The sequence below is a fragment of the Kineosporia babensis genome (genome assembly GCF_021129305.1).
Classification (GTDB): Bacteria; Actinomycetota; Actinomycetes; order Actinomycetales; family Kineosporiaceae; genus Kineosporia; species Kineosporia babensis.
The window spans coordinates 96,651-120,888 of the sequence record NZ_JAJOMB010000020.1; the positions used below are offsets into that span (position 1 = coordinate 96,651).

The window sequence follows — 24,238 nt, forward strand, 5'->3', positions numbered from 1 at the left end:
TCAATGCGGGGCCCGGATCGAGTAGCCGAACCCGCGCACGGTGTGGATCAACGGCTCGCGCCCGTCGTCGAGCTTGCGCCGCAGGTTGCTCACGAAGCGCTCCACCACACTCGCGTCGCCGCCGAAGTCGTACTGCCAGACCTGCTGCAGGATCTGGGCTTTGGACACCACCCGGCCGGCATTCAGCATCAGGTACCGCAGCAGCCGGAACTCGGTGGGCGACAGCTGCACCGCCTGGCCGCCGCGGGTCACGCTGTGCACCGCCTCGTTCAGCTCCAGATCGGCCACCCGCAGCACCCCTTCGTCCTCGGCCGGCTCGTCGGCCGGGCGGGCGCGGCGCAGCAGGGCCTCCAGCCGGGCCGCCACCTCGACCACGCTGAACGGCTTGGTCACGTAGTCGTCCGCGCCCAGACGCAGCCCCCGCACCCGGTCCTCGACCGCGTCCCGGGCGGTCAGCAGCAGCACCGGCACCTGCTCACCCCGCGAGCGCAGCAGCTGCACCAGGTCGAACCCGTCCGTGCCGGGCAGCATCACGTCCAGCACCAGGGCGTCGAACTCGCCGTCGGGGATCTGCCGGAGCGCCTCGGCCACATCGGCCACTGCCGTCACCCGGAACCCGGAGAACTCCAGGGCCGAGCCGAGCAGATCGCGGATGCCCGGGTCGTCGTCCACCACAAGAATTCGGTCCGGCCTGATCACCCCGGTCATCCTGCCATCCGCCGGGCCGGGCTCCGGTTCTGCGGGGCTTTCCGGGACGAACCGTCAGCTGACCGTCAGGTTCCGCGAGGTGAAGCCGTCGGCTGGGCTCGCTGGCATAGGGATCCGACCGGGCGAGAGCCGTCCGGTCCCTGATCCCGAGGGTTGACATGGCATCCGCTCTGTACCGTCTCGGCCGGTTCTCCTACCGGCGCCGGCTGCTGGTCCTGACCGGCTGGCTGCTCGTGCTGCTGGCGGTGGTGGGTACGGCCGGGAAACTCGGCCCGAATCTCGACGACGAGTTCTCGCTGCCCGGTTCCGGTTCCCAACAAGCAATGGACGATCTCGGCGGGGCGATCCCCGCGGCCGCCGGTACCAGCGCCCAGCTGGTTTTCCAGGCGCCGGACGGCGCCCGGATCACCGATCAGCAGTACCAGCAGCCGATCCAGCAGGCGCTGGCCGCGGCCGCCGAGGCTCCTCAGGTGGCCGCGGTGAGCAATCCCTTCGAGACCGGCACCGTCTCGCCAGACGGCAGCACCGCCCTGGCCAGCGTCTCCTACCCGGTCGAGAACGCGGAGCTGGAGTCGGACGCGTTGTCCGAGCTGGAGGCCGGGGTCGAGGTGGCGCGCCAGGCCGGTCTGAGCGTCGAGACCGGTGGTCAGGCGTATTCCGACCTGCCCGGTGGCGTGCACGCGACCGAGCTGATCGGGGTCGGCGTGGCCGTGCTGATCCTGCTGGTCACCTTCGGCTCGATGCTCGCTGCGGGGATCCCGCTGATCACCGCGCTGATCGGGGTCGGGATCGGGATGGCCGGGCTGATGGCCGCCTCGCACGCGTTCACCATCTCCTCCACCGCCCCCACCCTGTCGCTGATGCTGGGCCTGGCCGTCGGCCTGGACTACGCCCTGTTCCTGGTCTCCCGGCACCGCCGGCAGCTGGCCGAGGGCATGCCGGTCGCGGAGTCGGTGGCCCGGGCCAACGGCACCGCCGGCAGCGCCGTGCTCTTCGCCGGCGCCACCGTGGTCATCGCGCTGCTGGGTCTGGCCGTGGCCGGCGTGCCGATGCTGACCGTGATGGGCCTGAGCGCCGCGGCGGCCGTGACCGTCGCCGTCCTGGTCGCCCTCACCCTGGTACCGGCCCTGCTCGCCTACTGCGGGGAACGCCTGCGCCCCCAGCAGCGTCGCCCGGAAACCACCAATGCGAGCGAACGCTGGGTCAAGGGGGCTTCCCGCCGCCCCTGGCTCACCGTCGTCGCCGGCATCGCAGCCCTGGCCTTCCTGGCCGTGCCGGCTGCCGATCTGGAACTGGCTCTGCCGGACAACTCCACCGCCGCGGCCGAGAGCACCGAACGCAAGACCTACGACATCGTCGAGGAGAAGTTCGGCCCCGGCGCCAACGGCCCGCTGATGGTGGTCGCCGACACCCAGGGCCACGACGAACCCCAGCGCTCGGCCCAGGCCGTCGCCGAACACCTGCAGGCCCTGCCGGGCGTCGCCCAGGCGGTACCGGGCGCCGTGGCCGAGGACGGCTCGGTGGCCGTGGTGCAGGTCGTGCCCACCACCGGCCCCCGGGATGCGGCCACCGCCGACCTGGTCACCGAGATCCGGGCCGCCGAGCCGCAGATTCTGGCCGACACCGGAACCCCGACCCAGGTCACCGGCCAGACCGCGATCCAGATCGACCTGTCCGAGAAGCTCGCGGACGCGCTGGTGCCCTACGGCGTCGTGGTGGCCGGGCTGTCGCTGATCCTGCTGATGATGGTGTTCCGCTCGATCGCGGTGCCGGTGAAGGCCACCCTGGGCTACCTGCTCTCGATCGGCGCCGCCCTCGGCCTGACCGTCGCGGTGTTCCAGTGGGGCTGGGCCCTGGACCTGTTCGGCGTGGAGGAAGCCGGTCCGATGATCAGCTTCATGCCGATCGTGCTGATGTCGGTGCTGTTCGGGCTGGCCATGGACTACGAGGTCTTTCTCGTCTCCGGCATGCGCGAGCACTACGTGCACACCGGTGACCCCCAGGACGCGGTGTTCACCGGCGCCCGGCTGGCCGGCCGGGTGGTGATCGCCGCCGCGCTGATCATGATCGGGGTCTTCGCCAGTTTCACCCTGAGCGACAACCCGACGATCATGAGCATCGCCTTCGCCCTGGCCGCCGGTGTTCTGGTGGACGCCTTCGTGGTCCGGATGACGCTGGTCCCGGCCGTGCTCACGCTCCTGGGCCGCCGGGCCTGGTGGCTCCCGGCCTGGCTGGAGCGTCTGCTGCCGGACCTCGACGTGGAAGGCGCCAAGCTTCCCAGCGCCCCGGCCGAGCAGCCGACCGCAATGACCATCACGTGAAACTCCGAGTGATCGCGGCCGCCACGCTGGTGATGCTGATCGCGCTCATCACCGCCGAGTTCGTGGTGGCCCATCAGGTGCGCAGCCGGATAACCGAGGCCCTGAGTTGCGCAGCCGACGGCGCGGCCACCCCCGAGGTCTCGCTGGGCCACACCCCGGTCCTGCTCGAGCTGGCCACCGGCGGACTCGGCCCGGTCACCCTGACCTTCGACTACGACTCCGTCGCGGAGCGGATCGGCGCTCAGGTGCAGGCCCTCTCCGGCGCCACCCTCGGCGAACAGGACGGCCTGCTCACCATCACCCTGCAGGAGCAGATGCTCGGCCGACCGCTGAAAGTCCTGCTGGACTTGACCACTGACGGCTCCAGCCTGGTCCTCACGCCCCAGAGCCTGGTCATCGGCGACCGGCAGGTGCAGGCGGCGCTGCTGCAGCGGCTCACCGGCGAGCAAGACGCCCTCGAGCCCCGGACCTTCGACCCCGAACTACCGGAAGGCGTCTCCTTGGAAAAGGTGTCGGCCACCTCGGACGGTCTCGCCGTGACGGTCGCGATCGATAAGGTCACGGGCCATGGCCAGTGCAGTCGTGATGGTGAACGGACTCCCGGGCTCGGGTAAGACCACCCTGGCCACCTCCTTGGGCCGGTGCCTGGACATCCCGGTTCTCGCCAAGGACCGGTTCAAGGAGAGCCTGGCCGACCTCGTCGGCCCGGCCGCGCCCCGGGCCCTGCTCGGCCGGATCGCGATGGACACGATCTGGTCGCTGGCCGAAGGGCTCACCGGGCCGGTCATCGTCGAGTCCTGGTGGTTCCGGCCCCGCGACCGGGAATTCGCCCGGGCCGGGATCACCAGGTCTGAGGCCCGAACGGTGCTGGAGATCTGGTGCGACGTCCCGATCGACGTGGCTCAGCAGCGGTATCGCGATCGCACTCGCCACCGCGTGCACCAGGACGAGCGGGACATGACCGAGGAGTGGAGGGACTGGGCCGCCCGCGGTGCCCCGCTGGATCTGGGGAAAGTGCTGCGGGTGGACACGACCGGACCGGTCGATCTGGGCCGGCTGACAGCGTGGGTGCGGGACCCGGAGGATCCCGCACCCACGCTGACGCGGTAAGTCAGCCCAGCGCAGGCAGTTTCACCGTCTGCATCGGAGTACGGTTACCGGCCCGGTCGGTGGCCGTGTACTCCAGGATCTGCGGTTCTTCGCGCAGCGCCCGGGTGAACGGCTCCTGGTACACGCCCAGGAACGTCTCCTCGGTGCGCCACTGGATCCGGTCCAGGCCGGAGACGTCGTCCTTGGCGTCGAGAGTCACCTCTACGCTGCTGGATCCGAGCGAACGGACGCGGACGGTCGGCACCGGCGCCGTGGTGTCCACGTCGATCTCGCGCACCGCGTGCACGGTCCGGCCGGTGGCATCGGTGGCCCGGGCCCGCACCCGATAACGCCCGTCGGTCTCCAGGGCGAGAGAGCCCGAGACGGGCGTCCACTCGTCCTGGGTGGCGATCTCGACCGAAGCAATACCCGGGCCCGGCGAAACCACGGCGACCGAAACCGAAGGCGCGCTGGTGTACCAGCCCGACGAGGCCCGCTCCCCCGCCACGTCCACCCGGATCACCGGCGCCGCATGCTCGGAACCGACGTCCGCAGGCAGCTCCCAGACCACCACGTCCTCAACGGATTCCGCAGACCGGAACATCTGGAACCCCGGACCCGAAGCTTCGGGACGCTCGGTCCAGGTGTGACCGGCCGGCAACTCCCAGTCGGTGGTCCCGCGGCGCGCAACAGCTGGGTTGTCGAGCGTGCTGGCGGCCGCAGAATTGAGGACGCTGATGGTCTCGGATCGGCTCAACAGCCCGGCTTTGGCTGCCTGGACGGCATTGTGGTGAACCGCAGCCAGGAAGTCCTGCGTACGGGAGTAGCCACCGTTCGACCACAAGCCGGTCAGGAACGACCAGCCGTCCTGATCCTTGCGGTCGGGCACCCCACTGTCGCCGCCCTCACCCAGGAAGGCGATCCGCTCGTCCTCGATCCGGACGTACAGGTGGTAGCGGTGATCACCGCCCGACCAGGCCGGCTCGAACGTGTGCCCCAGGGCGTTGACCAGGTCGCCGTCCGGCTGGAATCCGCTCAGCGTGCCGTCGAGAAGGCGGAACGCGGCCGGGGCCACCGTGCGGGTGGTGGTGGCGTCGTCGCGGGCCATCAGCACCGTCGGGCCGAGTTCCAGACTGGCCAGGGTGGGGTCGTCCGTCGTCGGGACCAGCCGCAGTTTCAGCGGCATCTCGATGATGATGCAGTCACCGGCCGCGAACTCACGCCGGATCGTGACGAACCCCGGATGCTGTTGTTCGAGCTCGATCTCGTGGTCGTTCACCGTGACCAGCTCCGAACCCCGGGCCCAGCTCGGGATCCGCACGTGCACCGCGTACGTACCCGCCACGTCGAGCTTCAGCGCGACCTGACCCTCCCGCGGATAACGGGTTTCCAAGGTGACCGTGCCATCGGCCCACTTCACCTGCGAGGGGATGTACTGCAGCACGAACAGCTCACCCGGCGCCTGGAAGAACACCGATTCCTGGTGCTTGACATGGCTTTCCAGGCCGGTTCCGCCGCAGCAGGTTCCGACGTTGCCGTACTCACGGACCGCACCCGGGTCGACCGGGTACATGTACACGACCTCGGGATCGACGTCCGAGCTGACGTCGGCCCGCGAGCCCACGATGTGATTCAGCCAGGCGCGCTCGGCGTAGTCGGCGTAGCGCACGTCCAGGGTGTGGGCGAACAGGCCACGGCCGATCTTGAGCAGGTTGTACGTGGCACAGGTCTCGGCGTTGCGGCGGCCGATGAAGCGGGACACGGCCTCGGCCGGACCCCAGAGTTCGCCCTCGCCGGTACCGCCGTGCGCGAACGTGCGGCCGGGCACGACCTGGTCCCAGAGGTTGAGCACGGCCTCGAGGTAGCGGGATTCACCAGTGGCCTCGTACTGCCCCAGATGCCCGACCAGCATGGGCAGGTGCTGGTTGGCGTGCATCCCGTCGAGAATGTCCTGCCCGGCCGCACCCGCGTCCAGCAGGCTGTCCATCTCGAAGGCGGAAGCAGCCTCCAGGAAGGACTTCTCGCCGGTGATCCGGTACAGCGCCACCATGCTCTCGTTCATCCCGCCGTACTCACCGGCGATGTAGAGCGACCACATTCGCTGCAGCTGCTCACGTTCCACCCGCTGCATCCGGGCGGCCGTCCAGTGCCCCATCGCGGTGACCACGTCGAGGGCCTGCTGCGAACCGGTGTGCTCGTAGGCGTCGAGCAGCCCGGCCATGATCTTGTGACAGGTGTACCAGGGCGCCCAGATCTCCCCGTAGGGCGCCATGCCCTCCAGCCGGTCGAACTGCCATTCCCCGTACGCAGCGAGGAATCCCGGATGGGTGAACCGCTTGGTCTCGGCCAGCGCAGCCTGAACCTCGGCCAGACCGGCAACCATCTCGTCCGACTTCTGCCGGAACACCTCCTCCCCCGTCGAGGCGTAGGCCAGGGCGAGCATGGACAGGAAGTGCCCGGCGTAGTGCCCACGCAACAGGCTGGCGGTGGGCGCGACCCCGGCGCCCGGGTAGTCGGCACCGGACCAAGGCTGTTCGTCCGGGTGACCGAAATCTTCCCAGTTACCCGGCGGCACAGCGCCCTTGGTGTCCAGACCGGCGTTGGCCCGGAACACCGCGAGCGCCCGGTCCACCGGGTAGACCCGGGCCAGGTGGAGCATCTGGTCCTGGGCGCGCGACTGCACGCCGTCGAGCAGGGTGACGTCGGAGAGCGGGAAGGGCTGGGCGAGCGTCAACGCGTTTTCTCCTGGGTCCAGCGTTCGAGTCCGGCGGCGTCGATCGGCAGCGCCCCGGAGAGCACCTCGTGGCCGTTTTCGGTGACCAGCAGGTCGTCCTCGATCCGCACGCCGATCCCGCGCAGTTCCGGCGGCACGGTCTCGTCGTGGGCGTGGAAGTACAGACCGGGCTCGACCGTCATCACCATGTCGGCCTGCATGGTGGCGCCGGCGTACTGCTCGTAGGCCGAGTTGCCGCAGTCGTGCACGTCCAGGCCGAGGTGGTGGCCGATGCCGCAGACGATGTACCGGCGATGCTGCTGCCCTTCCGGGGCCAGCGCCTCGTCGACCGAGACCGGCAGCAGACCCCAGTCGTGCAGGCCTTCGGCCAGGACCTCGAGCGAGGCGAAATGGAAGTCGGAGTACTGGTTCCCGGCCCGGACCTGGGCCATGCCGGCCCGGTGCGAGGCCTCGACCAGATCGTGCACCTTGCGCTGGACCTCGGTGAACGCCCCGCCGACGGGCAGCGTGCGGGTGACGTCGGCGGTGTACAGCGAGCGGGCCTCCACCCCCATGTCCAGCAGCAGTGTCTCGCCGGGCAGGATCGGGCCGTCGCAGCGCACCCAGTGCAGGATCGGGGCGTGCGGGCCGGAGCCGACGATGGTGGCGTAGCCCGGTCCGTTGCCGAACGTGCGGGCGTACCGGTCGAACGTGCCCTGCAGCCAGCGTTCGCCCAGGCCTTCGGCCGAGGCGCGCGGGATCTCGGCCGCGACGGCCTCGAATCCGCCGACCGTGGCGTCGATCGCCTCACGGAGCTGGGCGAGTTCCCAGTCGTCCTTGATCATGCGCAGATTGGAGACGATCTCGGCCAGTCCGTCGGACGGCGCGGGCTTGTGGATGTCGGCCACCGGGCGCACGGGCAGGTCCAGCGCTCGGGACCAGGCGTCCACCCCGGCGGACGGGCCCACCCAGAGTTCGCCGTGGGTGGCGCTGGCGTAGAAGTTCTTCTCGCTGGGGCCGGCCGGCGGAGGGATGTACAGGACGGACTCGTGCCCACCCTCGCGCGGCGTCATCACCAGCACGGCGCCTTCGGTCTGGCACGAGGTGGCCCAGACGAAGTCGCTGTCGGCGCGGAAGGCGTAGTCGGCGTCACCGTTGCGGTTGGGCGCCTGGCCGGCTTCCAGCACGATGGTCTGGCCGGGCATGGCCGCGCTCAGCCGGGCCCGGTGGTCGGCGGCCGCCTGAGCGGCGGCGGCATCGACGGGGGCGGCAACGTCGCGCTCGCCCCAGCCTTGCGCAATCCACTGCTGGAAGCCGGTGCTCACCTCGCCCAGACGGGGCGGCCGGGTGCCGATCCAGCGCGGGCGACGGTCGGCCGGGGCCGGTCGAGCACCGTCTATTTCTTGCGACGGCCTGTTATCGCCGGTCGGAGTGGTGGCCGGGGAGGTGGGCGTAGCGCCCCCGGTCGGCGCCGTGGGAGTGGCGCTCTCCGCGCCCATCACGTCTGTCCCGTCCGGTGTTGCCGGCGTGCTGTTCGGGTTCATCGAAGCTCTCCTCCTCGGTCGCGCACCATCTCCCGCAGCCGGCCGAACGTGCGCCCGCTGCCGATCCCGTCGTGCTCGAACTCGTTCGTCACCCAGGCCTGCGCGTTCCCCAGGCGAGAGAGCGTGTCCCGCTGCAATCCCTCGTCCACGAACAGATCATCGTGGTAAACCGCTGCTGCGAGCGGAACTTCGTTGCCCGCCAGCCGCTCCAGGTCGTACAGAGGCGACCAGACCGCCTGCTCAGCCAGAACGTCCATTGCTGCCTTGAACGGACGCAACGCCGTGAACTCCTCGAACATCCACGGGAAGGCCATTTCCGAGGTGAACAGCAGGGGACGCTGGTCCTCGCCGAACTCGGGACGGCGCTCACGTTCGCGTTGCGCGGACCAGCGGAACGGCCCGTTCCCCTCGTGCCCGTAGATCGATTCCTGCAGCGTCCAGAACAGCGGGTTTCCGGCGGTGGACGACTTCACCAGAACCTGCTCCAGGAAGCCGTCGGTGAGTCGGCCGTCCGTTCGTAGTCCTTCCGAGACCAGCCAATGCAACCGCAGATGGCCAGGTCCGAAACCCAGGTCTCCACCCAGGCTCTGGAACCTCCGGGCCGAAAGCGGCGAACCGTCCGCAAGTTTGATCTCCCCCGAGCCGAGCAGGTCGGCGATCCGGCCGACGGTGTCCACGTCCTGGGGATAGCGCCGGTAGAAGTCCGCCGTCTTGTCCGCCGCACGGGTGAAGGTGCGCCGATAGACCTCGTCGGGATCCGGCGGAGTGCCCGGAATGCCGCCGCAGACGTAGCAGGCCTTGAGTGCCTCGGGCGCCAGCGACAGGTAGGTCAGGGTGATCCAGCCGCCGAAGCTCTGCGCGAGAGTGGCCCATTTCCGGCCGTCATAGGCGGTTTTCCGGACATGCTCCAGATCGCGCACGATCGAGTCGGCCCGGAAGTTCAGCAGGTAGTCCGCGGCCGCCCGGCCGTCGGGGAAAGTACTGATCACCCCACCGTCCACCGGTGAGCTGCCACCCGTCCCCCGTTGATCGACCATGACCACGCGGTAGTGCGGCAGCGCCTCGGCCAGCCAGCCCCCCAGCGGCGCGGGCCGGGGGTTGGCGCCACCCGGGCCGCCCTGCAGGAAGGTGAGCAGGGGCAGGTCGTCGTGGCGGCGTTCCGGGTCGGCCAGCTCGCGCACGAAGACTTCGATCGCCGGACCGGAGGGGTTGGACCAGTCCAGCGGGACCTCGACCCGGAACTCACGCACCCAGGCGCCCGGGATCGGGTATTCGACAACGTTCATGACTTCACTTTCTCAGCATTACGCCGCCGCGCCGCTTCCCACTCCGGGCGGATCCGGGGCACCGCGGCCAGCAACTTGCGGGTGTACTCGTGCTGCGGGTGGTCGAACACCTCGTCACGTTCACCCGTCTCGACCACCTGACCGGCCGTCATCACCGCCACCCGGGTGGCGATCTGCCGGACCACGGCCAGGTCGTGGGCGATGAACAGGCAGCCGAAGCCCTCTTCGCGCTGCAGATCGCGCAGCAGGTTGATGATCGCGGCCTGCACCGACACGTCCAGCGCCGAGACCGCCTCGTCGCAGACCAGCACCCGCGGGCCCACGGCCAGGGCCCGGGCGATCCCGATCCGCTGGGCCTGACCGCCGGAGAACTGCGAGGGGAAGCGGTCGACGTGCTCGGGGTTCAGGCCGACCCGCTCCATCAGGCCCTGCGCCACCTTGCGGGCGCCGCCGGGCATCGGCCGCTTCTGGTAGCGCAGCGGCGCGGTGATGATCTGGGTGATCTTGTGCCGGGGGTTGAGCGAGGAGAACGGGTCCTGGAAGACCACCTGCACCTGACGGCGTACCTCCAGCAGGTCCGCGCCCTGCAGCGAGGTGATGTCCTGGCCGTCCAGGTGCACGGTGCCGGAGGTGACGTCGATCAGCCGGGAGGCCAGCCGCGCGGTGGTGGACTTGCCCGAGCCGGACTCGCCGACCAGGGCCAGGGTCTGCCCGGCCTGCAGCTCGAACGAGACCTGGTCCACCGCGGTGAACTTCTTGGCCGGGGTGAACAGCCCGGCCGTGCCGGCCACCGGGAACTCCTTGACCAGGTCGGTGGCCTTCAGCAGCGCGCTCATGCCTTGCCTCCGGTGGTTCGCAGTTCGCCGATCGAGTCGTCGATCCGGGGCACGGCGTCGAGCAGCGCCTGGGTGTAGGAGTGCTGCGGGTCGGAGAAGATCTGCTCGGCGCTGCCGGTCTCCACCACCTTGCCGTGCCGCATCACGATCAGCTCGTCGGCCACCTCACTGACCACGGCCAGGTCATGGGTGATCAGGATCAGCGCCGCGCCGGTGTCGCGCTGCACCTCGGCCAGCAGTTCCAGGATCTGCGCCTGCACGGTCACGTCCAGCGCCGTGGTCGGCTCGTCGGCGATGATCAGTTCCGGGTCGGTGCTCAGCGCCATCGCGATCATCACGCGCTGGCGCATACCGCCGGAGAACTGGTGCGGGTAGTCGTCCACCCGCCGCCCGGCCTCGCGGATGTGCACCCGTTCCATCGCCTCGATCGCCGCCTGCTTGGCGGCTTTGCGGCTGACCCCGGAGCGGTGCGACCGGTAGGCCTCGGCGATCTGCGTGCCCACCGTGTAGTACGGGTTCAGCGAGGACAGCGGATCCTGGAACACCATCGCGATCCGGTCACCACGCACCGCCCGCATCTGCGGTTCGGACAGCGCGGTCAGTTCCGTGCCGTCGAAATCGAGGCTTCCTTCGCGTTTTCCGCCCTTGGGCAGCAGACCCATGATGGCCAGGCTGGTCATCGATTTGCCGGATCCGCTCTCGCCGACGATGCCCAGGGTGCCACCGCGCGGCACCCCGAAGCTGATCTCGTCGACCACCTTGGCGGCGCCGAAGCTCACGCTCAGCCCGTTCGCCTTCAGCAGCTGGCTCATGCCGGGGCACCCGCCTTCACCCGAGGGTCGATCACCGAGTACAGCAGGTCCACCACCATGTTGCCGACCACCACGAAGAACGCCGCCAGCAGGGTCACGCCCATGATCACCGGCTGGTCGTTCTTGGTGATCGAGTCGGCCGCGAGCTTGCCCACGCCGTTGATCCCGAACACCGTCTCGGTGATCAGCGCGCCTCCCAGCAGGCCGGCGAAGTCCATCCCGGCGATGGTGACGATCGGGGTCAGGGCCGGGCGCAACGCGTGCCGGCGCCAGACCAGATCCGGGCGCAATCCCTTGGCTTTGGCGGTGCGCACGAAGTTCTCGTTCAGCGTGTCGATCACGTTGGCCCGGGTGAGGCGCGTGTAGCTCGCCGCGTAGCCGATCGCCAGCACCGACCAGGGCAGGATGAAGTTCAGGAACCACTGCACCGGGTCGTCGGCGAACGGTACCGCCTGCGAGAACGGCAGCACCTGCAGCCAGACCACGAAGACGTACTGCAGGGCCAGCGCCAGCACGTAGTTCGGCACCGACATCCCACCGAGAGTCAGCCCGGCGATGAACTTGTCGGCGAACTTACCCTCCTGCACCGCGCTCAGCAGGCCGCCGATCACGCCCATCAGCAGCCACAGCACGGCCGCCCCGATCGCCACCACCGCGGTGACCGGCAGGCGCTGCACGATCATGTCGGTGACCAGCTGCGAGGTCTGGAACGAGTAGCCCAGGCAGGGCGCCGCGCACTCGATCCCGCCGCCGTAGGTACGCCCGGCGAACAGGCCGGACAGGAAGTTCCAGAACTGAGTGAGGAAAGGATCTGTCAGGCCGAGGTTCTCGCGGATCTGGTCGATCCGCTCCGGCGTGCAGTTCTTTCCGCAGATCTGCACCGCCGGGTCGGGCGAGAGCAGGAAGAACACCATGTAGGTGAACAGGCAGACCAGGAACAGGACCAGCAGCATGCCGGCCACACGGTTGACCACGAACCGGGTCACGAACGGCCTCCCGGGTCGACTGCGGCACGGATCCGGTCACCCAGAACCATGAACGAAAGGACGAGCAGGGCCAGGAAGGTTCCCGGCACCAGGAAGTAGGTGGGAACCACCGCGTACCAGCTCACCGAGCTGGCGATCATCTGACCCCAGGACGGGGTGGGCGGCACCACACCCACACCGAGGAACGACAGGCCGGCCTCGGTGCCGATGTAGCCGGGCACCGCCAGGGTCACCATCACCAGGATGGTGGAACGCAGGTTGGGCAGGATCTCGGTGAACACCACGGTTCGCCGCGATGCGCCGGAAGCCACTGCCGCCTCGACGAACTCACGCTGCTTGAGCGACATCGTCTGGCCCCGCACGATCCGGGCCAGGTACGGCCAGCCGAACACCGAGATCACCAGGACCAGCAGGTAGGCCCGGTCGTCGGCGGGCAGCGCCGAGAGCACCGCGATCATGAAGATCAGCGCGGGGAAGGCCATCAGGAACTCCATCACCCGCGAGATCACCATGTCGGTGCGGCCACCGAAATAGCCCGCCAGCAGCCCGAAGACCACGCCGAGAAGGCTGGTCAGCAGCGTCGCACTGAGCGCGATCAGCAGCGAGGAACGAGCACCGTAGACGATCCGGGCGAAGATGTCGCGACCGGAGCCGGGTTCCACGCCGAGCCAGTGCTCGCCGGAGATGCCGCCCCAGCTGCCCAGCGGGATGCCGCCCATGTTCGGGTCGATCGCGCTCTGGTCGAACTCGTACGGGCCCCAGCCGCTGACCTTCACGATCAGCGGGGCGAACACCGCCATCAGCACGATCAGGCCGACGTAGCCCAGGCAGGCCAGGGCGGCCCAGTCGCGCAGCAGGTTCCGCAGCACGCTCCAGCGTGCCGGCGGGGTGGTGCCGGCGGAGTCCCCCTCGTTCGGGGACTCCGCCGGCACCTGCAGACCGGTTGAAGGGATGGTCATGTCAGCTCTTCGAGGGGTCCTTCAGCCCGATGATCGTGTAGTCGATGTCACCGCTGGGGGTGATCACCCCGCCCACGTTCTCGCCCGGCAGGTAGAGCCGGTTCTCCACGTTCAGCGGCACGATCGGGGCCAGCTGCATGATCTGCTCGTCCAGCGCACCCCAGGCGGCGTTGGCGGCCTCCACGTCGGTCTCGGCCTTGGCCGCGTCGATCGCCTTGTTGACCGCCTCGTCGTTCAGCTGGGCCAGGTTGGAGTTGCCCTTGTCGTAGATGTTGCGGCCGTCGAACAGCGGCGGGATGAAGGTCGAGGCGCTGGAGTTCCAGTCCGGGCACCAGCCGGTGATCGCCATGTCGTTCTGCTGCGAGGTGGTGCCGATGGTCTCGTAGTAGGTGGACGTGTCGATCACGTTGAGCTTCACGTCGATCCCGACCCGGGCCAGCGACTCCTGCACGGCCTCACCCTGACGCTGCATGGCCGGGGTGGCCCGGATGTCCAGGGTCAGCTCGAAGCCGTCGGCCTGGCCGGCCTCGGCCAGCAGGGCCTTGGCCTTCTCCACGTCACCGCTGCCGTCCGCACTCGGGTACAGGTCGAAGCCGGTGTGGCCGGAGACCGTGGAGGGGATGATCGTGCTGGCCATGGTGGCGAACTGGGTGCCGCCGGTGGCGTTCAGCACGCTGCTCTTGTTCACCGCGAACTCGATCGCCTGACGCACCTTCACGTCGTCCAGCGGCGCCTTGGTGGTGTTCATCCCCATGTAGGTCAGGCAGGTCGACGGGTTCTTGATCAGCCGTTCCTGCAGCTGCGGGGTCTGCACCCGGGCGATCGTGGCGGTCTGCAGGGTCGGGGCGCTGGTCATCGTGTTGATGTCGGAGCCCTGCTGGGCGATCAGCCGCTCGTCGATGGTGGCGCCGTCCACCCCGATGGTGAACTTCCAGGCGTCCGGGTAGGCCTTACGGATCTCGTCGGTGCTCTCGTCCCACTCCGCGTTGCGCTTGAGCTGCACCAGGCTGCCGGGGGTGAACTTCTCCAGGTCGTACGGGCCGGAGGCGACGATGTCGTTGATGAACTCGTCGCCCTCGCCGGTGCCCTCCGGGAACGGGGTGGCGCTGGGCTGCGACAGGGCCGCGTCGAACTCCGGGAACGGCGCCTTCAGATGGAAGACGATGGTCTGGTCGTCCGGGGTCTCGATGGTTTCGAGGTCACCGGACTTGTAGGGGCCCTCGTAGTCGTCCGGCGCGTCGATCAGCTGCTTCATGTACGGCGAGCCGATCCCGATCTCCGGGTCCCAGCTGCGGCTGATGCCGAACTTGACGTCCTTGGAGGTGATCGGGGCGCCGGTGTCGAACTTGACGCCCTGCTTGATCTTGTACGTCCAGGTCAGGCCGTCCTCCGAGGCCTGTCCCAGCGACTCGGCCAGGTCCGGCACCATCGCGTTGGGGTCGGCCGCGTCGTTCGGGGCCTTCGCCACCAGGGTGCGGTAGACCAGCCGGTAGAAGGAGTTGACCCCACCGTCCCAGCCGCGCGTCGGGTCCAGGTAGGAGAAGTCCGAGGTCTGCAGCACCTCGACGGTCCCGCCCTTGACCGGGGCCTCACCGCCGGCGCCGCTGGTGCTGCCGCCGCCGGACGAACCGCCCGAGCAGGCCGACAGGGCCAGGACCGAGGCCATCATCAGGCCACCCATCGCCACCGGGGGTGCGCTTCTCTTCACGAGGTCCTGCCTTCCGGGATGCCGCGCGGACCGGGCCTGAATCCTCGGCCTCAACGGTCCGCGCTGGTCTGGATCAGCGAAAAACGTTCTCTAAAGCAGATGCCCGCGCCATCGGGGCAGGCTGGCGGGGCGTCGCGGCGACCACGTGGACCAGCACGGAGACATCCCTGTCCTGGCTCACCCGGTCACCGGGCGACGGGTGCCGATCCGCTGCTGCGGTCCCGGCCACCTGCAGGAACAGTAATATGTCACACCTCATAGGTGAAGGGTCCAGGACCAACTAGTTACAAGCCGGCAATGTTTGTTTCGACGGATGGCACATTTTCGTCAGGGCGCCGCGAAATGTGGTCACTGCAGCAGGTTTCTGAGTAACCCACCGCAACGATGAGCCGGGCCCTCCTACTTAAGCGCTCAAGCCCGGCAACCGCGCCGTAACACTTCCGCCCAGCGATGGTGAGCAGCACCTTTCAGCCAGGCGAGGCGGCCGGCCAGCGAGGCGGCTGGGCGGAGCGCTGGGCACGCGGTTGGGCGAGGCAGCCGGTGGGGCCTGCAGTTGAGTGAAGCGGCCTGTGTCGTGGCTTGATGTGGCAATTCGGCGTCGGTGGCCGGGCATGGCGGCAGTTTGATGTGGATGGCGGTCCGAGCCGCAGCTCGGCGTGGCCGCTTGGCATTGGGTCGCGACCTGGCGTGGGTGGCCTGGCGCAGCAGCCCGGCATAGCTGCAGTCTGATGCGGCGGGCCCGGCGTAGCGACGGCTCGGCATGGGTTGCGACCCGGTGCGGGTGGCCTGGCGCAGCAGCCCGGCATAGCTGCAGTCTGATGCGGCGAGCTCGGCGTGGCGACGGCTTGGCATGGGTCGCGACCCGGTGCGAATGGCCTGGCGTAGCAGCCTGCCGTAGCTGCAATTTGATGCGAGGGCCCGGCGGGGGCGGCGGATTGGCGTGGGTGGCGTCTTGGCTGGGTGACGTGGCGTAGCGGCTCAGGCGGTCGAAGTGGCCAGGCTGACCAGGTGGATTGGCCAGTGCAGCGGCCAGGTCCGCGAGCTGAAACTAGCTGGGTCGACCCGGCAGAGCCACGCGCCCGGCCACGAAATGCCTCAGCCACCGGGGGAACAGCTAGGCTGACCAGCCGAATGAAGCAACCGGACTGAGCACACACCCAAGCTTCACCAGCCAGCATCCACCTTCACGGCCGGTGCCCCCGCTTCACCAAACGGCTTCCCTGCTTCACCAACCGGTGCCGCTGCCTCACCACCCGGGGCCGCTGCCTCACCACCCGGTACTCCCCTCGCCAGCCAGCGTCCCGGCATCAACAGCCAGTGCCCCCTTCACCGGCCGGCGCCCCGCTTCGCCAGCCGGTACCTCACCCTCGCCAGCCAGCAACCGACTTCACCCGCAGACGTCCCGCTTCGCCAGCCGGCCCCATGCTCGCCAGCCAGCATCCGACTTCACCCGCAGGCGTCCACGCTTCGCCAGCTGGTACCTCATGCTCACCGGCCAGCGCCCCGCTTCGCCAGCCGGTGCCCACCCTCGCCGGCCGGCATCCGACTTCACCCGCAGGCGTCCACACTTCGCCAGCCGGCCCCATGCTCGCCGGCCAGCATCAAGCTTCACCAGCCAGCGTCCCCACATCACCAGGGGTTGCGCTGGCGAGCCGTGAGCTGACCTGGGGTTTTGGCGCTGTGCGAGCTCCTGCCAGGTCACGGACGCTGGTCAGGCAGTTGGGGGCTGTGCAATGGCACTGCCCTCAGTCGCGCTCGACCCGGCCGTTCCACCAGCCCAGCACGTGCTCGATGTGGGCGTGCATCAGCTGCTCCGCACCCCGGCCGTCGCCCTGCTCCAGCCGGTCCATCAGGTGGTGGTGTTCCACCGCCGAGCGGGCCAGTTCCTCGGTGCCGATCATGTTCACCAGGCCGACCATCCGGGTCTGCTGGCGCAGGTCGCGGACCATCTCGACCAGGCGCCGGTTGCCGGTCAGCTTCAGCAGGGTGAGGTGAAAGTCCACGTCGGCGTCGAGATACGTGGGAATGTCGGCTGCCTCGGCGCTGCGCACGATCAGGTCGGCCTTCACCCGCAGCTCGGCGCAGGAGGCGGGCTGGATGGTCCGGGCGATGTCGCGCATCGGGGGCACCTCCAGCAGCTGGCGCAGCCGGACGATCTCCCACAGGTCCTGCTCGCTGACCTCGGTGACGCGGAAGCCCTTGTTGCGCACCGCCTCCACGAAGCCGCGCTTCTGCAGGTTGAGCATGGCCTCGCGGACCGGCGTGGCCGAGACCCCGAAGCGGGCGCCCAGGGTGGGGGCGGTGAGCAGTTCCCCGGGCCCCAGCTCACCGGAGACGATGGCCGCAGCCAGCGCCTCCTCGACCGTGCCCCGCAGGTTGGCGCTCACGGCCAGCGGACCGATGTGTGAAACCACGACCTCTACCTCCCCGGCGGGCCTGCGAAACCGGCAGGCACCCGTCCCTACGCGCTGTCCAACCCTAGAGCCTTCACGAACGAGTCAGGTTCACCCGGACGTGATCGCAAGGAACTGCGACCACGTCCGGGTGATCCGCGTGGATCAGGAGCGCAGGTGGGCGGGCAGAAGGGCCGGGGGGAAGTTCTGGAAGGCGACGGGACGCTGGAAGCGCTCGATCGCGGCCAGACCGACCGAAGTGCTGAGCGGGCTGGTGGACGCGGGATAGGGGCCACCGTGCTGCTGGGCCGCGGTGACGCTGACGCCGGTGGGCCACTGGTTGTACAGCACCCGCCCGGTCCGAGCGCTCAGCACCGCGGTCAGTGCCCCGGCCTCGAATCCTTCGGTCGTGCCCTGCACGGTGCCGGTGAGCTGGCCGGGCACGGTGCGCAGAAGTTCGAGCAGGCCGAACAGGTCGTCGCCGTACGAGACCACCAGCCCGGCCGGGCCGAACATCTCCAGGTCGAGGGCCTGGGGCGAGGCCACCACGTCGGCCAGCGAGGCGGTGAAGACCCGGGCCACCACACCCTGCTCGTTGGCCGGGCCGGCCTGCGCCTGCGCCACGCCGGGCAGTCCGGCCATCACCTCGACCGACTGGGCAAAGCCCTTCTCCAGGTGCGAGTTCAGCATCCGCCCCGGGGCCGGCAGCGAGAGCCCGGCCAAGAACTGTTCGGCGTCGGGCACGAACACCAGGCCGGGGTTGGTGCAGAACTGGCCGGAGCCCATCAGCAGCGAATCGAGCCAGCCGGAGGCGATCTCGTCCGAACGCTCGGCCCAGCCCTCGGCGGTGACCACCACCGGGTTCACGCTGCCCAGCTCGCCGTAGAACGGGATGGGTTCCGGGCGGGAGAGCGCGATGTCGTGCAGCGCGCGCCCACCCGCGGTGGAACCGGTGAACCCAACGGCCTTGATCCGGGGGTCCCGCAGCGCGCTCAAGGACGGTTCGACGTCTTCAATCAGAGCGAACACACCCGCCGGCGCGCCCACCGAGGCGAGCGCCTGCTCGACCAGCGCGGCGGTCCGGCGCGAGAGCACCGGGTGCCCCGGGTGAGCCTTGACCACGACCGGGCAGCCGGCTGCCAGGGCCGAGACCGTGTCGCCGCCGAAGACGCTGAACGCGAACGGGAAGTTGCTCGCCGCGAACACCAGCACCGGCCCCAACGGGAGCACCGTGCGACGCAGGTCGGGGCGTGGGCCGCTGCCCCACTCGGCTTGCGGCGGGTCGATCTGGGTGGGCAGCACCGTGCCCTCGCGCAGCGCCGTGGCGAACAGCCGGGCCTGGAACGTGGTCCGCTTCAGCTCACCGGTCAGCCGCGCGGTGGGCAGGTGGGACTCGTTCTGGGCCAGCTCCACCAGTTCTTCGGCGGCACCGTCGAGCGCCGCGGCGACCGCTTCCAGCCAGCCGGCCCGGGTGTCCGGTGAAGGGCTGGAGGGCCCGGTCAGCGGAACGACGGCCGCGGCGGCGAGGATCTGGTCCAGCTCTGTAGTCATGTCGTCTTCCTGCACTAGAACGGCCAAGTGGCTTAGAACGTGAACCCTTCCGGGTACGGGTCGCTCGGGTCGAGCAGGTACTGCCCGATGCCGGTCACCCAGGCGCGCCCGGTGATCGTGGGCAACACCGCCCGGTGCGGGCCGACCGTGGTCTCGCCGACCAGCCGGCCGACGAAGCGGCTGCCGATGAACGACTCGTTCACGAAGTCCTGGTTCAGCGGCAGCTCACCACGTGCGTACAACTCTGCCATCCGGGCCGAGGTTCCCGTGCCGCAGGGGGAACGGTCGAACCAGCCGGGGTGGATCGCCATCGCGTGCTGGGAGAGCCGGGCGTCCGAGCCGGGGGCGATGAACTCGACGTGGTGCACGTGGTCGACGCCGTCGATGGTCGGGTGCTTGGGCGGGTTCTGGGTGTTGATCGCGTCCATGATCGCCAGGCCGGCCTGCAGGATGTCCTGCTGCCGGGCCCGGTCGAACGGCAGGTTCACCGCCGCCAGATCGACCATGGCGTAGAAGTTCCCGCCGAAGGCCAGGCTGTAGGGCACCTCGCCCAGGCCGGGCACCGGCACCACTTCGTCGAGCCGCTCGCAGTACGAGGGGACGTTCTCCAGCGTCACCGACTCGGCGTGCCCGTCCTTGACCGCGACCTGGGCCACCACCAGCCCGGCCGGGGTGTCCAGCCGGATCGTGGTGACCGGTTCGCTCACCTCGACCATGCCGGTCTCGACCAGCACGGTGGCCACCCCGATGGTGCCGTGCCCGCACATCGGCAGGCAGCCGGAGACCTCGATGTAGAGCACCCCGAAGTCGGCGTCGGGGCGGGTGGGCGGCTGCAGGATCGCGCCGCTCATCGCCGCGTGCCCACGAGGCTCGTTCACCAGGAACCGCCGGATGTGATCCATCTCGGCGATGAAGTGCAGCCGGCGCTCGTTCATGGTGGCGCCGGGGATCACCCCGATGCCCCCGGTGACCACCCGAGTCGGCATGCCCTCGGTGTGCGAGTCGACCGCCGAGTAGAGCCTCGTGGACCGCATGTCAGAACCTCTTTCAGACGGAGGCGGTGGCCTTCAGCGATTCCAGGCCCGCGATCGCGCGTTCCATGTCGGCGCGCACCTGAGCGGTGTGCTCGGCGGTGAGCGGGCCGCGCGGCGGGCGGCACGGGCCACCGTAACGCCCGACCATCTCCATGCCCAGCTTGATCGCCTGCACGAACTCCACCCGCGAGTCCCAGCGGAACACCGCGACCAGGTGCTTGTACAGCTCCCGGGCCTCGTTCACCCGGCCCGCCCGCATGTGCTCGTAGATCTCCACCGACTCGCGCGGGAAGGTGTTGGGGAACCCGGCGAACCAGCCCACCGCGCCGTCCACCATCAGCTCGAACAGCACGTCGTCGGCGCCGGCGATGACGTCGATGTCGCACAGTTCGGAGATCTCGAACATCCGCCGGACGTCGCCGCTGAACTCCTTGATCGCCGAGATGTTCGGGATCTGGGCGATCTCGGCGACCAGCTTGGGCACCAGGTCGACCTTGGTGTCGATCGGGTTGTTGTAGATCATCACCGGCAGGCCGACTTCGGCGATCTTCTCGAAGTGCTCGACCACCTGGGAGTTCGAGGCGCGGTACATGGTCGGCGGGAGCGAGAGCACGCCGTGCGCGCCGTCCTCGGCGGCCAGTTCGGCCCAGTGCCTGGCCTGGTGCCAGCCGGGACCGTGCACGCCGGCCACGACCACGCCGCGATCGCCCACGGTCTCGACCGCGACCTGGATCACCTTGCGGCGCTCGGCGTCGGTCAGCGAGGAGTACTCCCCCAGCGAGCCGTTCGGGCCCACGCCGCGGCAGCCGTTGCTGATCAGCCAGTCGCAGTGCTCGGCGAACTTGTCGTAGTCCACCTCGAGACCGGCCGGGGCCGAGGGGTTCTCCTTGTACGGCAGGGCGGTGGCGACGATGACGCCGCGCAGGTCGGTGGCGCTCATGGCGTTTCCTCTCGTTGGGAGCTGGTGGTGGCGGCGAGTTCGCCGAGCCGGACCGGGATCGCGATCGGACGACGGGCGGTGCGGCCCGGATCGAGCAGACCGCAGGAGCTGAGGATCTCTTCGGTGTTGCGGCCGCAGGTGCGGCCCTGGCACGGCCCGAGACCGGCTCTGGTGGTGAGTTTCAGTGAACGCAGCCCGCGCGCCTGGGTGGCGGCGGCCACCTCGCGGACCTCGCCGACCGTGACGTCCTCGCAGCGGCACAGCGTGGTGCCGGGTTCGGGCCAGGTCTGCCATCCGGGCCGGATGCCGTGCGCCGTCTGCAGGCGTTCGGCAAAGGCCCGAAAGACGTTACGGGCTTTGACAACGGACGCTCGGGGTTGCGTTCCGGCGGCGGTGGCCCCGGCGATCTCTCCCTCGGCCAGAGCCAGATCGACTCCGCCGATGCCGGTGAGCTCTCCCGCGCAGAAGACGTTTTCGACGGACGTGCGCTGCTGGTCGTCGACCACGACGAATCCGTGGGCGTCGACGGTGCAGCCGACCGTGAGGGCGAGCTCGGTGCGCGGGACGAACCCGTGGCTCACGCAGACCGCGTCGACCTCGACCCGGCGTTGCGTGCCAGGAACAGGTTTCCAGTCGGCGTCGAGTCTGGCAAGGGTGACCGATTCGACACTTTCCTCGCCGTGTGCCGCGATCACGGTCGTCCCGGCGCGATAGGGCACGCGGTGATGCACCATCTCGCGCAGGTAGCCGCCGAGCTCACCGGCCTTCGAGCGAGTGGCCGCCAGCTCCCAGGGACGCGAAAGCCAGCCCTTGGCAAGTCGTTTCCAGCCTGATGCCTCAGCTACGCCGATCACCGTGGCCCCGGTCCTGATCAGGCTGGTGACCACCGGCAGCAGGAACGGACCGGCACCGGCCACGAGCACCCGCTGCCCCACCGCGACCCGTTCGCCCTTGGCCAAGGCCTGGGCCGCACCGGCGGTGTACACCCCGGGCAGGTCCCAGCCGGGGAAGGGCAAGGTGCGTTCCTGCCCACCGGTGGCGAAAATGATGCTCTGGGGCAGGTAGGTGCGCGGTTCGCGATCGGCGCCGTCCGGCGGGCCGACCATGACGTGCACCGCTGGGGCCTGGCCGCCGTCCGGCCGCTCGATCGCCCAGACGTGCGCGCCGAGAACGACTTCGCACCCCGGATCGTCGCGCAGTTCGCGCTGCACGGTGTTGAAGTGCCGCCACTTGTGGTGCAGCACCTGCTCCTCGCCGCCCTTGCGCGACTCGGGCAGATGCCGCCAGAACTGCCCGCCCAGGGCATCGCCGGCTTCCAGCAGCACCACCTGCGCGCCACCGGCCAGAGCCGCCCGGGCCGCGGACATCCCGGCCGGCCCACCGCCGATGATCAGTACCTGGCAGGCCTTCTCAGACATCCGAAGCCTCCTGCGTGGTGATCACGTCGCCCTCCCCCGCCCGCCGCTGGCAGGCGCGCACGTCGGGGATGTCGTTCACCGTGAGCAGGCAGTCGAAACACACGCCGATCCCGCAGAACACGCCGCGGGGCCGACCGGTGCGCGGGCTGCGCCGCCACGACTGCCGGCCGTTGCCCATCAGCACCCCGGCGATGCTCTGGCCCTGGAGGCCGCTGAGCGACTCACCGTCCACGGTGATCGTCACCGGGCCGGAGTCCTTCGGGCGGACCGGGTCCTGCTCGGCGGGCAGACGACGAGGTCCCCTCACGCGGCCTCCTCCAGATAGGGCTGAAGACTGGGACGGTCGACCCGGAAGGGATTCTCGCCCGGGGTCTCCAGCAGTTCGCGGGTCAGGATCTCGGCGGTGGCCAGACTCAGGCCGATGCCCGCCCCCTCGTGCCCCGTTGCATGCCACAGGCCGGGAACTCGCGGATCGGCTCCGATCACCGGCAGATGATCCGGCATGAACGGCCGGAAGCCGCCGTACGCCCGCATCACCGCGACGTCGGACAGGAAGGGGAACAGCAGAAGCGCTTTGGCTGCGAGCGCGGCCAGGACCCGGGCCTCGATCCGGTCGTCGAAACCGCGCCGTTCCCGGGACGATCCGATCAGCACGGTACCCGCGGCGGTGGATTCGACCACGCTGGAGACCTGTAGATCGGCGGCCCCGGAGCCGACCGCGCCGACGTAGTCCGCGTCGTAGACCTTGTGCTGGATCCGTTGAGGCATGCGGGTGGTGACCATGACCGTTCCTCGCCGGGGCTTCACCGGCAGCGAGGCGCCGAGTTTCGCGGCCAGCTGTCCTGACCAGGGCCCGGCCGCGACCACCACGGCATCGCCCAGGAAGTCGCCGTTGCTGGTGCGCACTCCGGTGATCCGGCTGCCGCTCGTCACCGCGCCGAGCACCTCAACGCCCTGGTGCACCTGGGCCCCGCCGGAACGGGCCGAGGCGAGCAGTGATTCGGTGGCTATCACGGGCTGGACCTGGGCGTCCTGCGGATAGTAGACGGCGCTGGTGTAGTTGCGGGTGAGGTCCGGCTCCAGTTGGCGCACCTGTTCCTCTCCCACCTCCTCGGCCAGCACACCGGCCGTGCGCTGCTGAGCCGCGAACTCCCGCAGGCCCTGCGCACCCTGCTCGGTGGTGGCGACGACCAGCCCACCTTTGTACTCCAGTTCCAGGCCCGGAAAGCCCGACGGCAGCTCATCGCGCAGTTGCGGCCCGATCTCGCGCCACAGTTCTAGCGAGCGCTGCATCAGTTCCAGCTCGCTACCTGGGCCTTTGTCCGAGACCAGGAGGTTGCCCTCGCCGCTGGAGGAGGTTCCCCCGGCGGAAGGACCGCGGTCGAGCACCACCACGTCGCTCCCGCCGCGCACAAGGGAGCGGGCGATGGCGGCGCCGATGATCCCAGCCCCGATTACGATGACGCGCCCTCGCTCTGCCACGCCTGTAATATTGCACAGGGACAAGCCGTTGAGAACCCGTCAGATCACCTCGCTCGCCGCGAATACGGCTATCTCGTAGGAGTTAACACGGCCGTAGCATTCACCGGCCGGGTTGGCCAGAGCTGGAGAGGTCCGGCTCCACGTCAATGCAGTTGCGGTGTGACATGGCACTGAACCACCATTCAAGCCGACCGCTCCGCCTGCTGCTCCCCATCAAGCCGACCACCAGCCCAAGGTGCCACCAAGTCGGGAACCCAGCCACAGCGTCCTTCAATCTCCCCCACGACCCACCGCGAGCGGTGCGTGACATCCGCCTCACCAGCATGGCGCGCTTCACTCGTTCGGAGCACCGTGTTAGTAAGAAGCATGCACGGGCTGATGTCGTCCTCACGCACCACACCTGATGCCGTGCTCTGCGCAGCACCGGCGCGAGCACCCCGCAACCGCGAGAAGGGGTG

At 69.4% G+C, this 24,238-nt stretch carries 19 protein-coding genes; 3 read left to right on the forward strand and 16 right to left on the reverse strand.

The annotated features are described in order from the left end of the window. Positions 1-699, reverse strand: coding sequence for a response regulator transcription factor (locus LR394_RS30060; RefSeq protein WP_231447959.1), 699 nt, complete (start codon positions 697-699; stop codon positions 1-3). A gap of 167 nt (positions 700-866) precedes the next feature. Between LR394_RS30060 and LR394_RS30065 the strand changes: the two genes are divergently transcribed. From LR394_RS30065 to LR394_RS30075, 3 genes are read left to right on the forward strand one after another with little or no spacing between them, the layout of a single operon-like run. Next, entirely contained in the window at positions 867-3,029 is a 2,163-nt protein-coding gene (locus LR394_RS30065) for an MMPL family transporter (protein WP_231447960.1), read from the forward strand. Then, positions 3,026-3,643 carry a hypothetical protein gene (locus tag LR394_RS30070; RefSeq protein ID WP_231447961.1) on the forward strand — a complete coding sequence of 206 codons (618 nt, stop codon included), beginning with the start codon at positions 3,026-3,028 and terminating at the stop codon, positions 3,641-3,643. Before LR394_RS30065 ends, LR394_RS30070 begins: the two co-directional genes overlap by 4 nt. Continuing rightward, complete coding sequence (locus LR394_RS30075) at positions 3,618-4,139, forward strand: AAA family ATPase (protein ID WP_231447962.1); 522 nt, start codon at positions 3,618-3,620, stop codon at positions 4,137-4,139. Before LR394_RS30070 ends, LR394_RS30075 begins: the two co-directional genes overlap by 26 nt. Position 4,140: 1 nt before the next feature. Here LR394_RS30075 and LR394_RS30080 read toward each other — a convergent pair whose 3' ends face one another. The 15 genes from LR394_RS30080 to LR394_RS30150 form a co-directional block, all read right to left on the reverse strand. Next, entirely contained in the window at positions 4,141-6,852 is a 2,712-nt protein-coding gene (locus LR394_RS30080) for a beta-L-arabinofuranosidase domain-containing protein (RefSeq protein ID WP_231447963.1), read from the reverse strand. After that, positions 6,849-8,375 carry an aminopeptidase P family protein gene (locus LR394_RS30085; protein ID WP_231447964.1) on the reverse strand — a complete coding sequence of 509 codons (1,527 nt, stop codon included), beginning with the start codon at positions 8,373-8,375 and terminating at the stop codon, positions 6,849-6,851. Before LR394_RS30085 ends, LR394_RS30080 begins: the two co-directional genes overlap by 4 nt. Further along, positions 8,372-9,661, reverse strand: coding sequence for an alpha/beta fold hydrolase (locus tag LR394_RS30090; protein WP_231447965.1), 1,290 nt, complete (start codon positions 9,659-9,661; stop codon positions 8,372-8,374). Before LR394_RS30090 ends, LR394_RS30085 begins: the two co-directional genes overlap by 4 nt. Beyond that, positions 9,658-10,497, reverse strand: coding sequence for an ATP-binding cassette domain-containing protein (locus LR394_RS30095; protein ID WP_231447966.1), 840 nt, complete (start codon positions 10,495-10,497; stop codon positions 9,658-9,660). Before LR394_RS30095 ends, LR394_RS30090 begins: the two co-directional genes overlap by 4 nt. Further along, positions 10,494-11,309: an ABC transporter ATP-binding protein gene (locus LR394_RS30100; protein ID WP_231447967.1), complete on the reverse strand. Its 816-nt coding sequence runs from the start codon at positions 11,307-11,309 to the stop codon at positions 10,494-10,496. The genes LR394_RS30095 and LR394_RS30100 overlap by 4 nt, the downstream gene beginning before the upstream one ends. Further along, entirely contained in the window at positions 11,306-12,295 is a 990-nt protein-coding gene (locus LR394_RS43310) for an ABC transporter permease (RefSeq protein ID WP_231447968.1), read from the reverse strand. The genes LR394_RS30100 and LR394_RS43310 overlap by 4 nt, the downstream gene beginning before the upstream one ends. Then, on the reverse strand, positions 12,292-13,254 hold the full coding sequence (locus LR394_RS30110; RefSeq protein WP_231447969.1) for an ABC transporter permease: 963 nt from the start codon (positions 13,252-13,254) through the stop codon (positions 12,292-12,294). The genes LR394_RS43310 and LR394_RS30110 overlap by 4 nt, the downstream gene beginning before the upstream one ends. Before the next feature lies 1 nt (position 13,255). Further along, the gene (locus LR394_RS30115) at positions 13,256-14,962 is read right to left on the reverse strand and encodes an ABC transporter substrate-binding protein (protein WP_231447970.1); all 1,707 of its coding nucleotides are present in this window, start codon (positions 14,960-14,962) and stop codon (positions 13,256-13,258) included. 1,745 nt (positions 14,963-16,707) lie between these two features. Then, positions 16,708-17,376, reverse strand: a complete 669-nt coding sequence (locus LR394_RS30120; RefSeq protein WP_231447971.1) for a GntR family transcriptional regulator — start codon at positions 17,374-17,376, stop codon at positions 16,708-16,710. A 144-nt stretch (positions 17,377-17,520) separates the two neighbouring features. Then, the gene (locus LR394_RS30125) at positions 17,521-18,906 is read right to left on the reverse strand and encodes an aldehyde dehydrogenase (NADP(+)) (RefSeq protein WP_231447972.1); all 1,386 of its coding nucleotides are present in this window, start codon (positions 18,904-18,906) and stop codon (positions 17,521-17,523) included. A gap of 32 nt (positions 18,907-18,938) precedes the next feature. After that, complete coding sequence (locus tag LR394_RS30130) at positions 18,939-19,940, reverse strand: proline racemase family protein (RefSeq protein ID WP_231447973.1); 1,002 nt, start codon at positions 19,938-19,940, stop codon at positions 18,939-18,941. A gap of 13 nt (positions 19,941-19,953) precedes the next feature. Beyond that, a complete protein-coding gene (locus LR394_RS30135; RefSeq protein ID WP_231447974.1) occupies positions 19,954-20,880 on the reverse strand; it encodes a dihydrodipicolinate synthase family protein in 927 nt (308 codons plus the stop codon). Then, positions 20,877-22,298, reverse strand: a complete 1,422-nt coding sequence (locus LR394_RS30140; protein WP_231447975.1) for an NAD(P)/FAD-dependent oxidoreductase — start codon at positions 22,296-22,298, stop codon at positions 20,877-20,879. The genes LR394_RS30135 and LR394_RS30140 overlap by 4 nt, the downstream gene beginning before the upstream one ends. Continuing rightward, complete coding sequence (locus tag LR394_RS30145) at positions 22,291-22,605, reverse strand: (2Fe-2S)-binding protein (RefSeq protein ID WP_231447976.1); 315 nt, start codon at positions 22,603-22,605, stop codon at positions 22,291-22,293. The genes LR394_RS30140 and LR394_RS30145 overlap by 8 nt, the downstream gene beginning before the upstream one ends. Continuing rightward, positions 22,602-23,780, reverse strand: coding sequence for an NAD(P)/FAD-dependent oxidoreductase (locus LR394_RS30150; protein ID WP_231447977.1), 1,179 nt, complete (start codon positions 23,778-23,780; stop codon positions 22,602-22,604). The genes LR394_RS30145 and LR394_RS30150 overlap by 4 nt, the downstream gene beginning before the upstream one ends. Between the last annotated feature and the right edge of the window lie 458 nt (positions 23,781-24,238).

Excerpts from the sequence above, each read along its gene's own strand:
- LR394_RS30065 (WP_231447960.1), top strand. The coding sequence starts at position 867 with ATGGCATCCGCTCTGTACCGTCTCGGCCGGTTCTCCTACCGGCGCCGG.
- LR394_RS30085 (WP_231447964.1), bottom strand. The coding sequence starts at position 8,375 with ATGAACCCGAACAGCACGCCGGCAACACCGGACGGGACAGACGTGATG.
- LR394_RS30090 (WP_231447965.1), bottom strand. The coding sequence starts at position 9,661 with ATGAACGTTGTCGAATACCCGATCCCGGGCGCCTGGGTGCGTGAGTTC.
- LR394_RS30095 (WP_231447966.1), bottom strand. The coding sequence starts at position 10,497 with ATGAGCGCGCTGCTGAAGGCCACCGACCTGGTCAAGGAGTTCCCGGTG.
- LR394_RS30100 (WP_231447967.1), bottom strand. The coding sequence starts at position 11,309 with ATGAGCCAGCTGCTGAAGGCGAACGGGCTGAGCGTGAGCTTCGGCGCC.
- LR394_RS30110 (WP_231447969.1), bottom strand. The coding sequence starts at position 13,254 with ATGACCATCCCTTCAACCGGTCTGCAGGTGCCGGCGGAGTCCCCGAAC.
- LR394_RS30125 (WP_231447972.1), bottom strand. The coding sequence starts at position 18,906 with ATGACTACAGAGCTGGACCAGATCCTCGCCGCCGCGGCCGTCGTTCCG.
- LR394_RS30130 (WP_231447973.1), bottom strand. The coding sequence starts at position 19,940 with ATGCGGTCCACGAGGCTCTACTCGGCGGTCGACTCGCACACCGAGGGC.
- LR394_RS30135 (WP_231447974.1), bottom strand. The coding sequence starts at position 20,880 with ATGAGCGCCACCGACCTGCGCGGCGTCATCGTCGCCACCGCCCTGCCG.
- LR394_RS30140 (WP_231447975.1), bottom strand. The coding sequence starts at position 22,298 with ATGTCTGAGAAGGCCTGCCAGGTACTGATCATCGGCGGTGGGCCGGCC.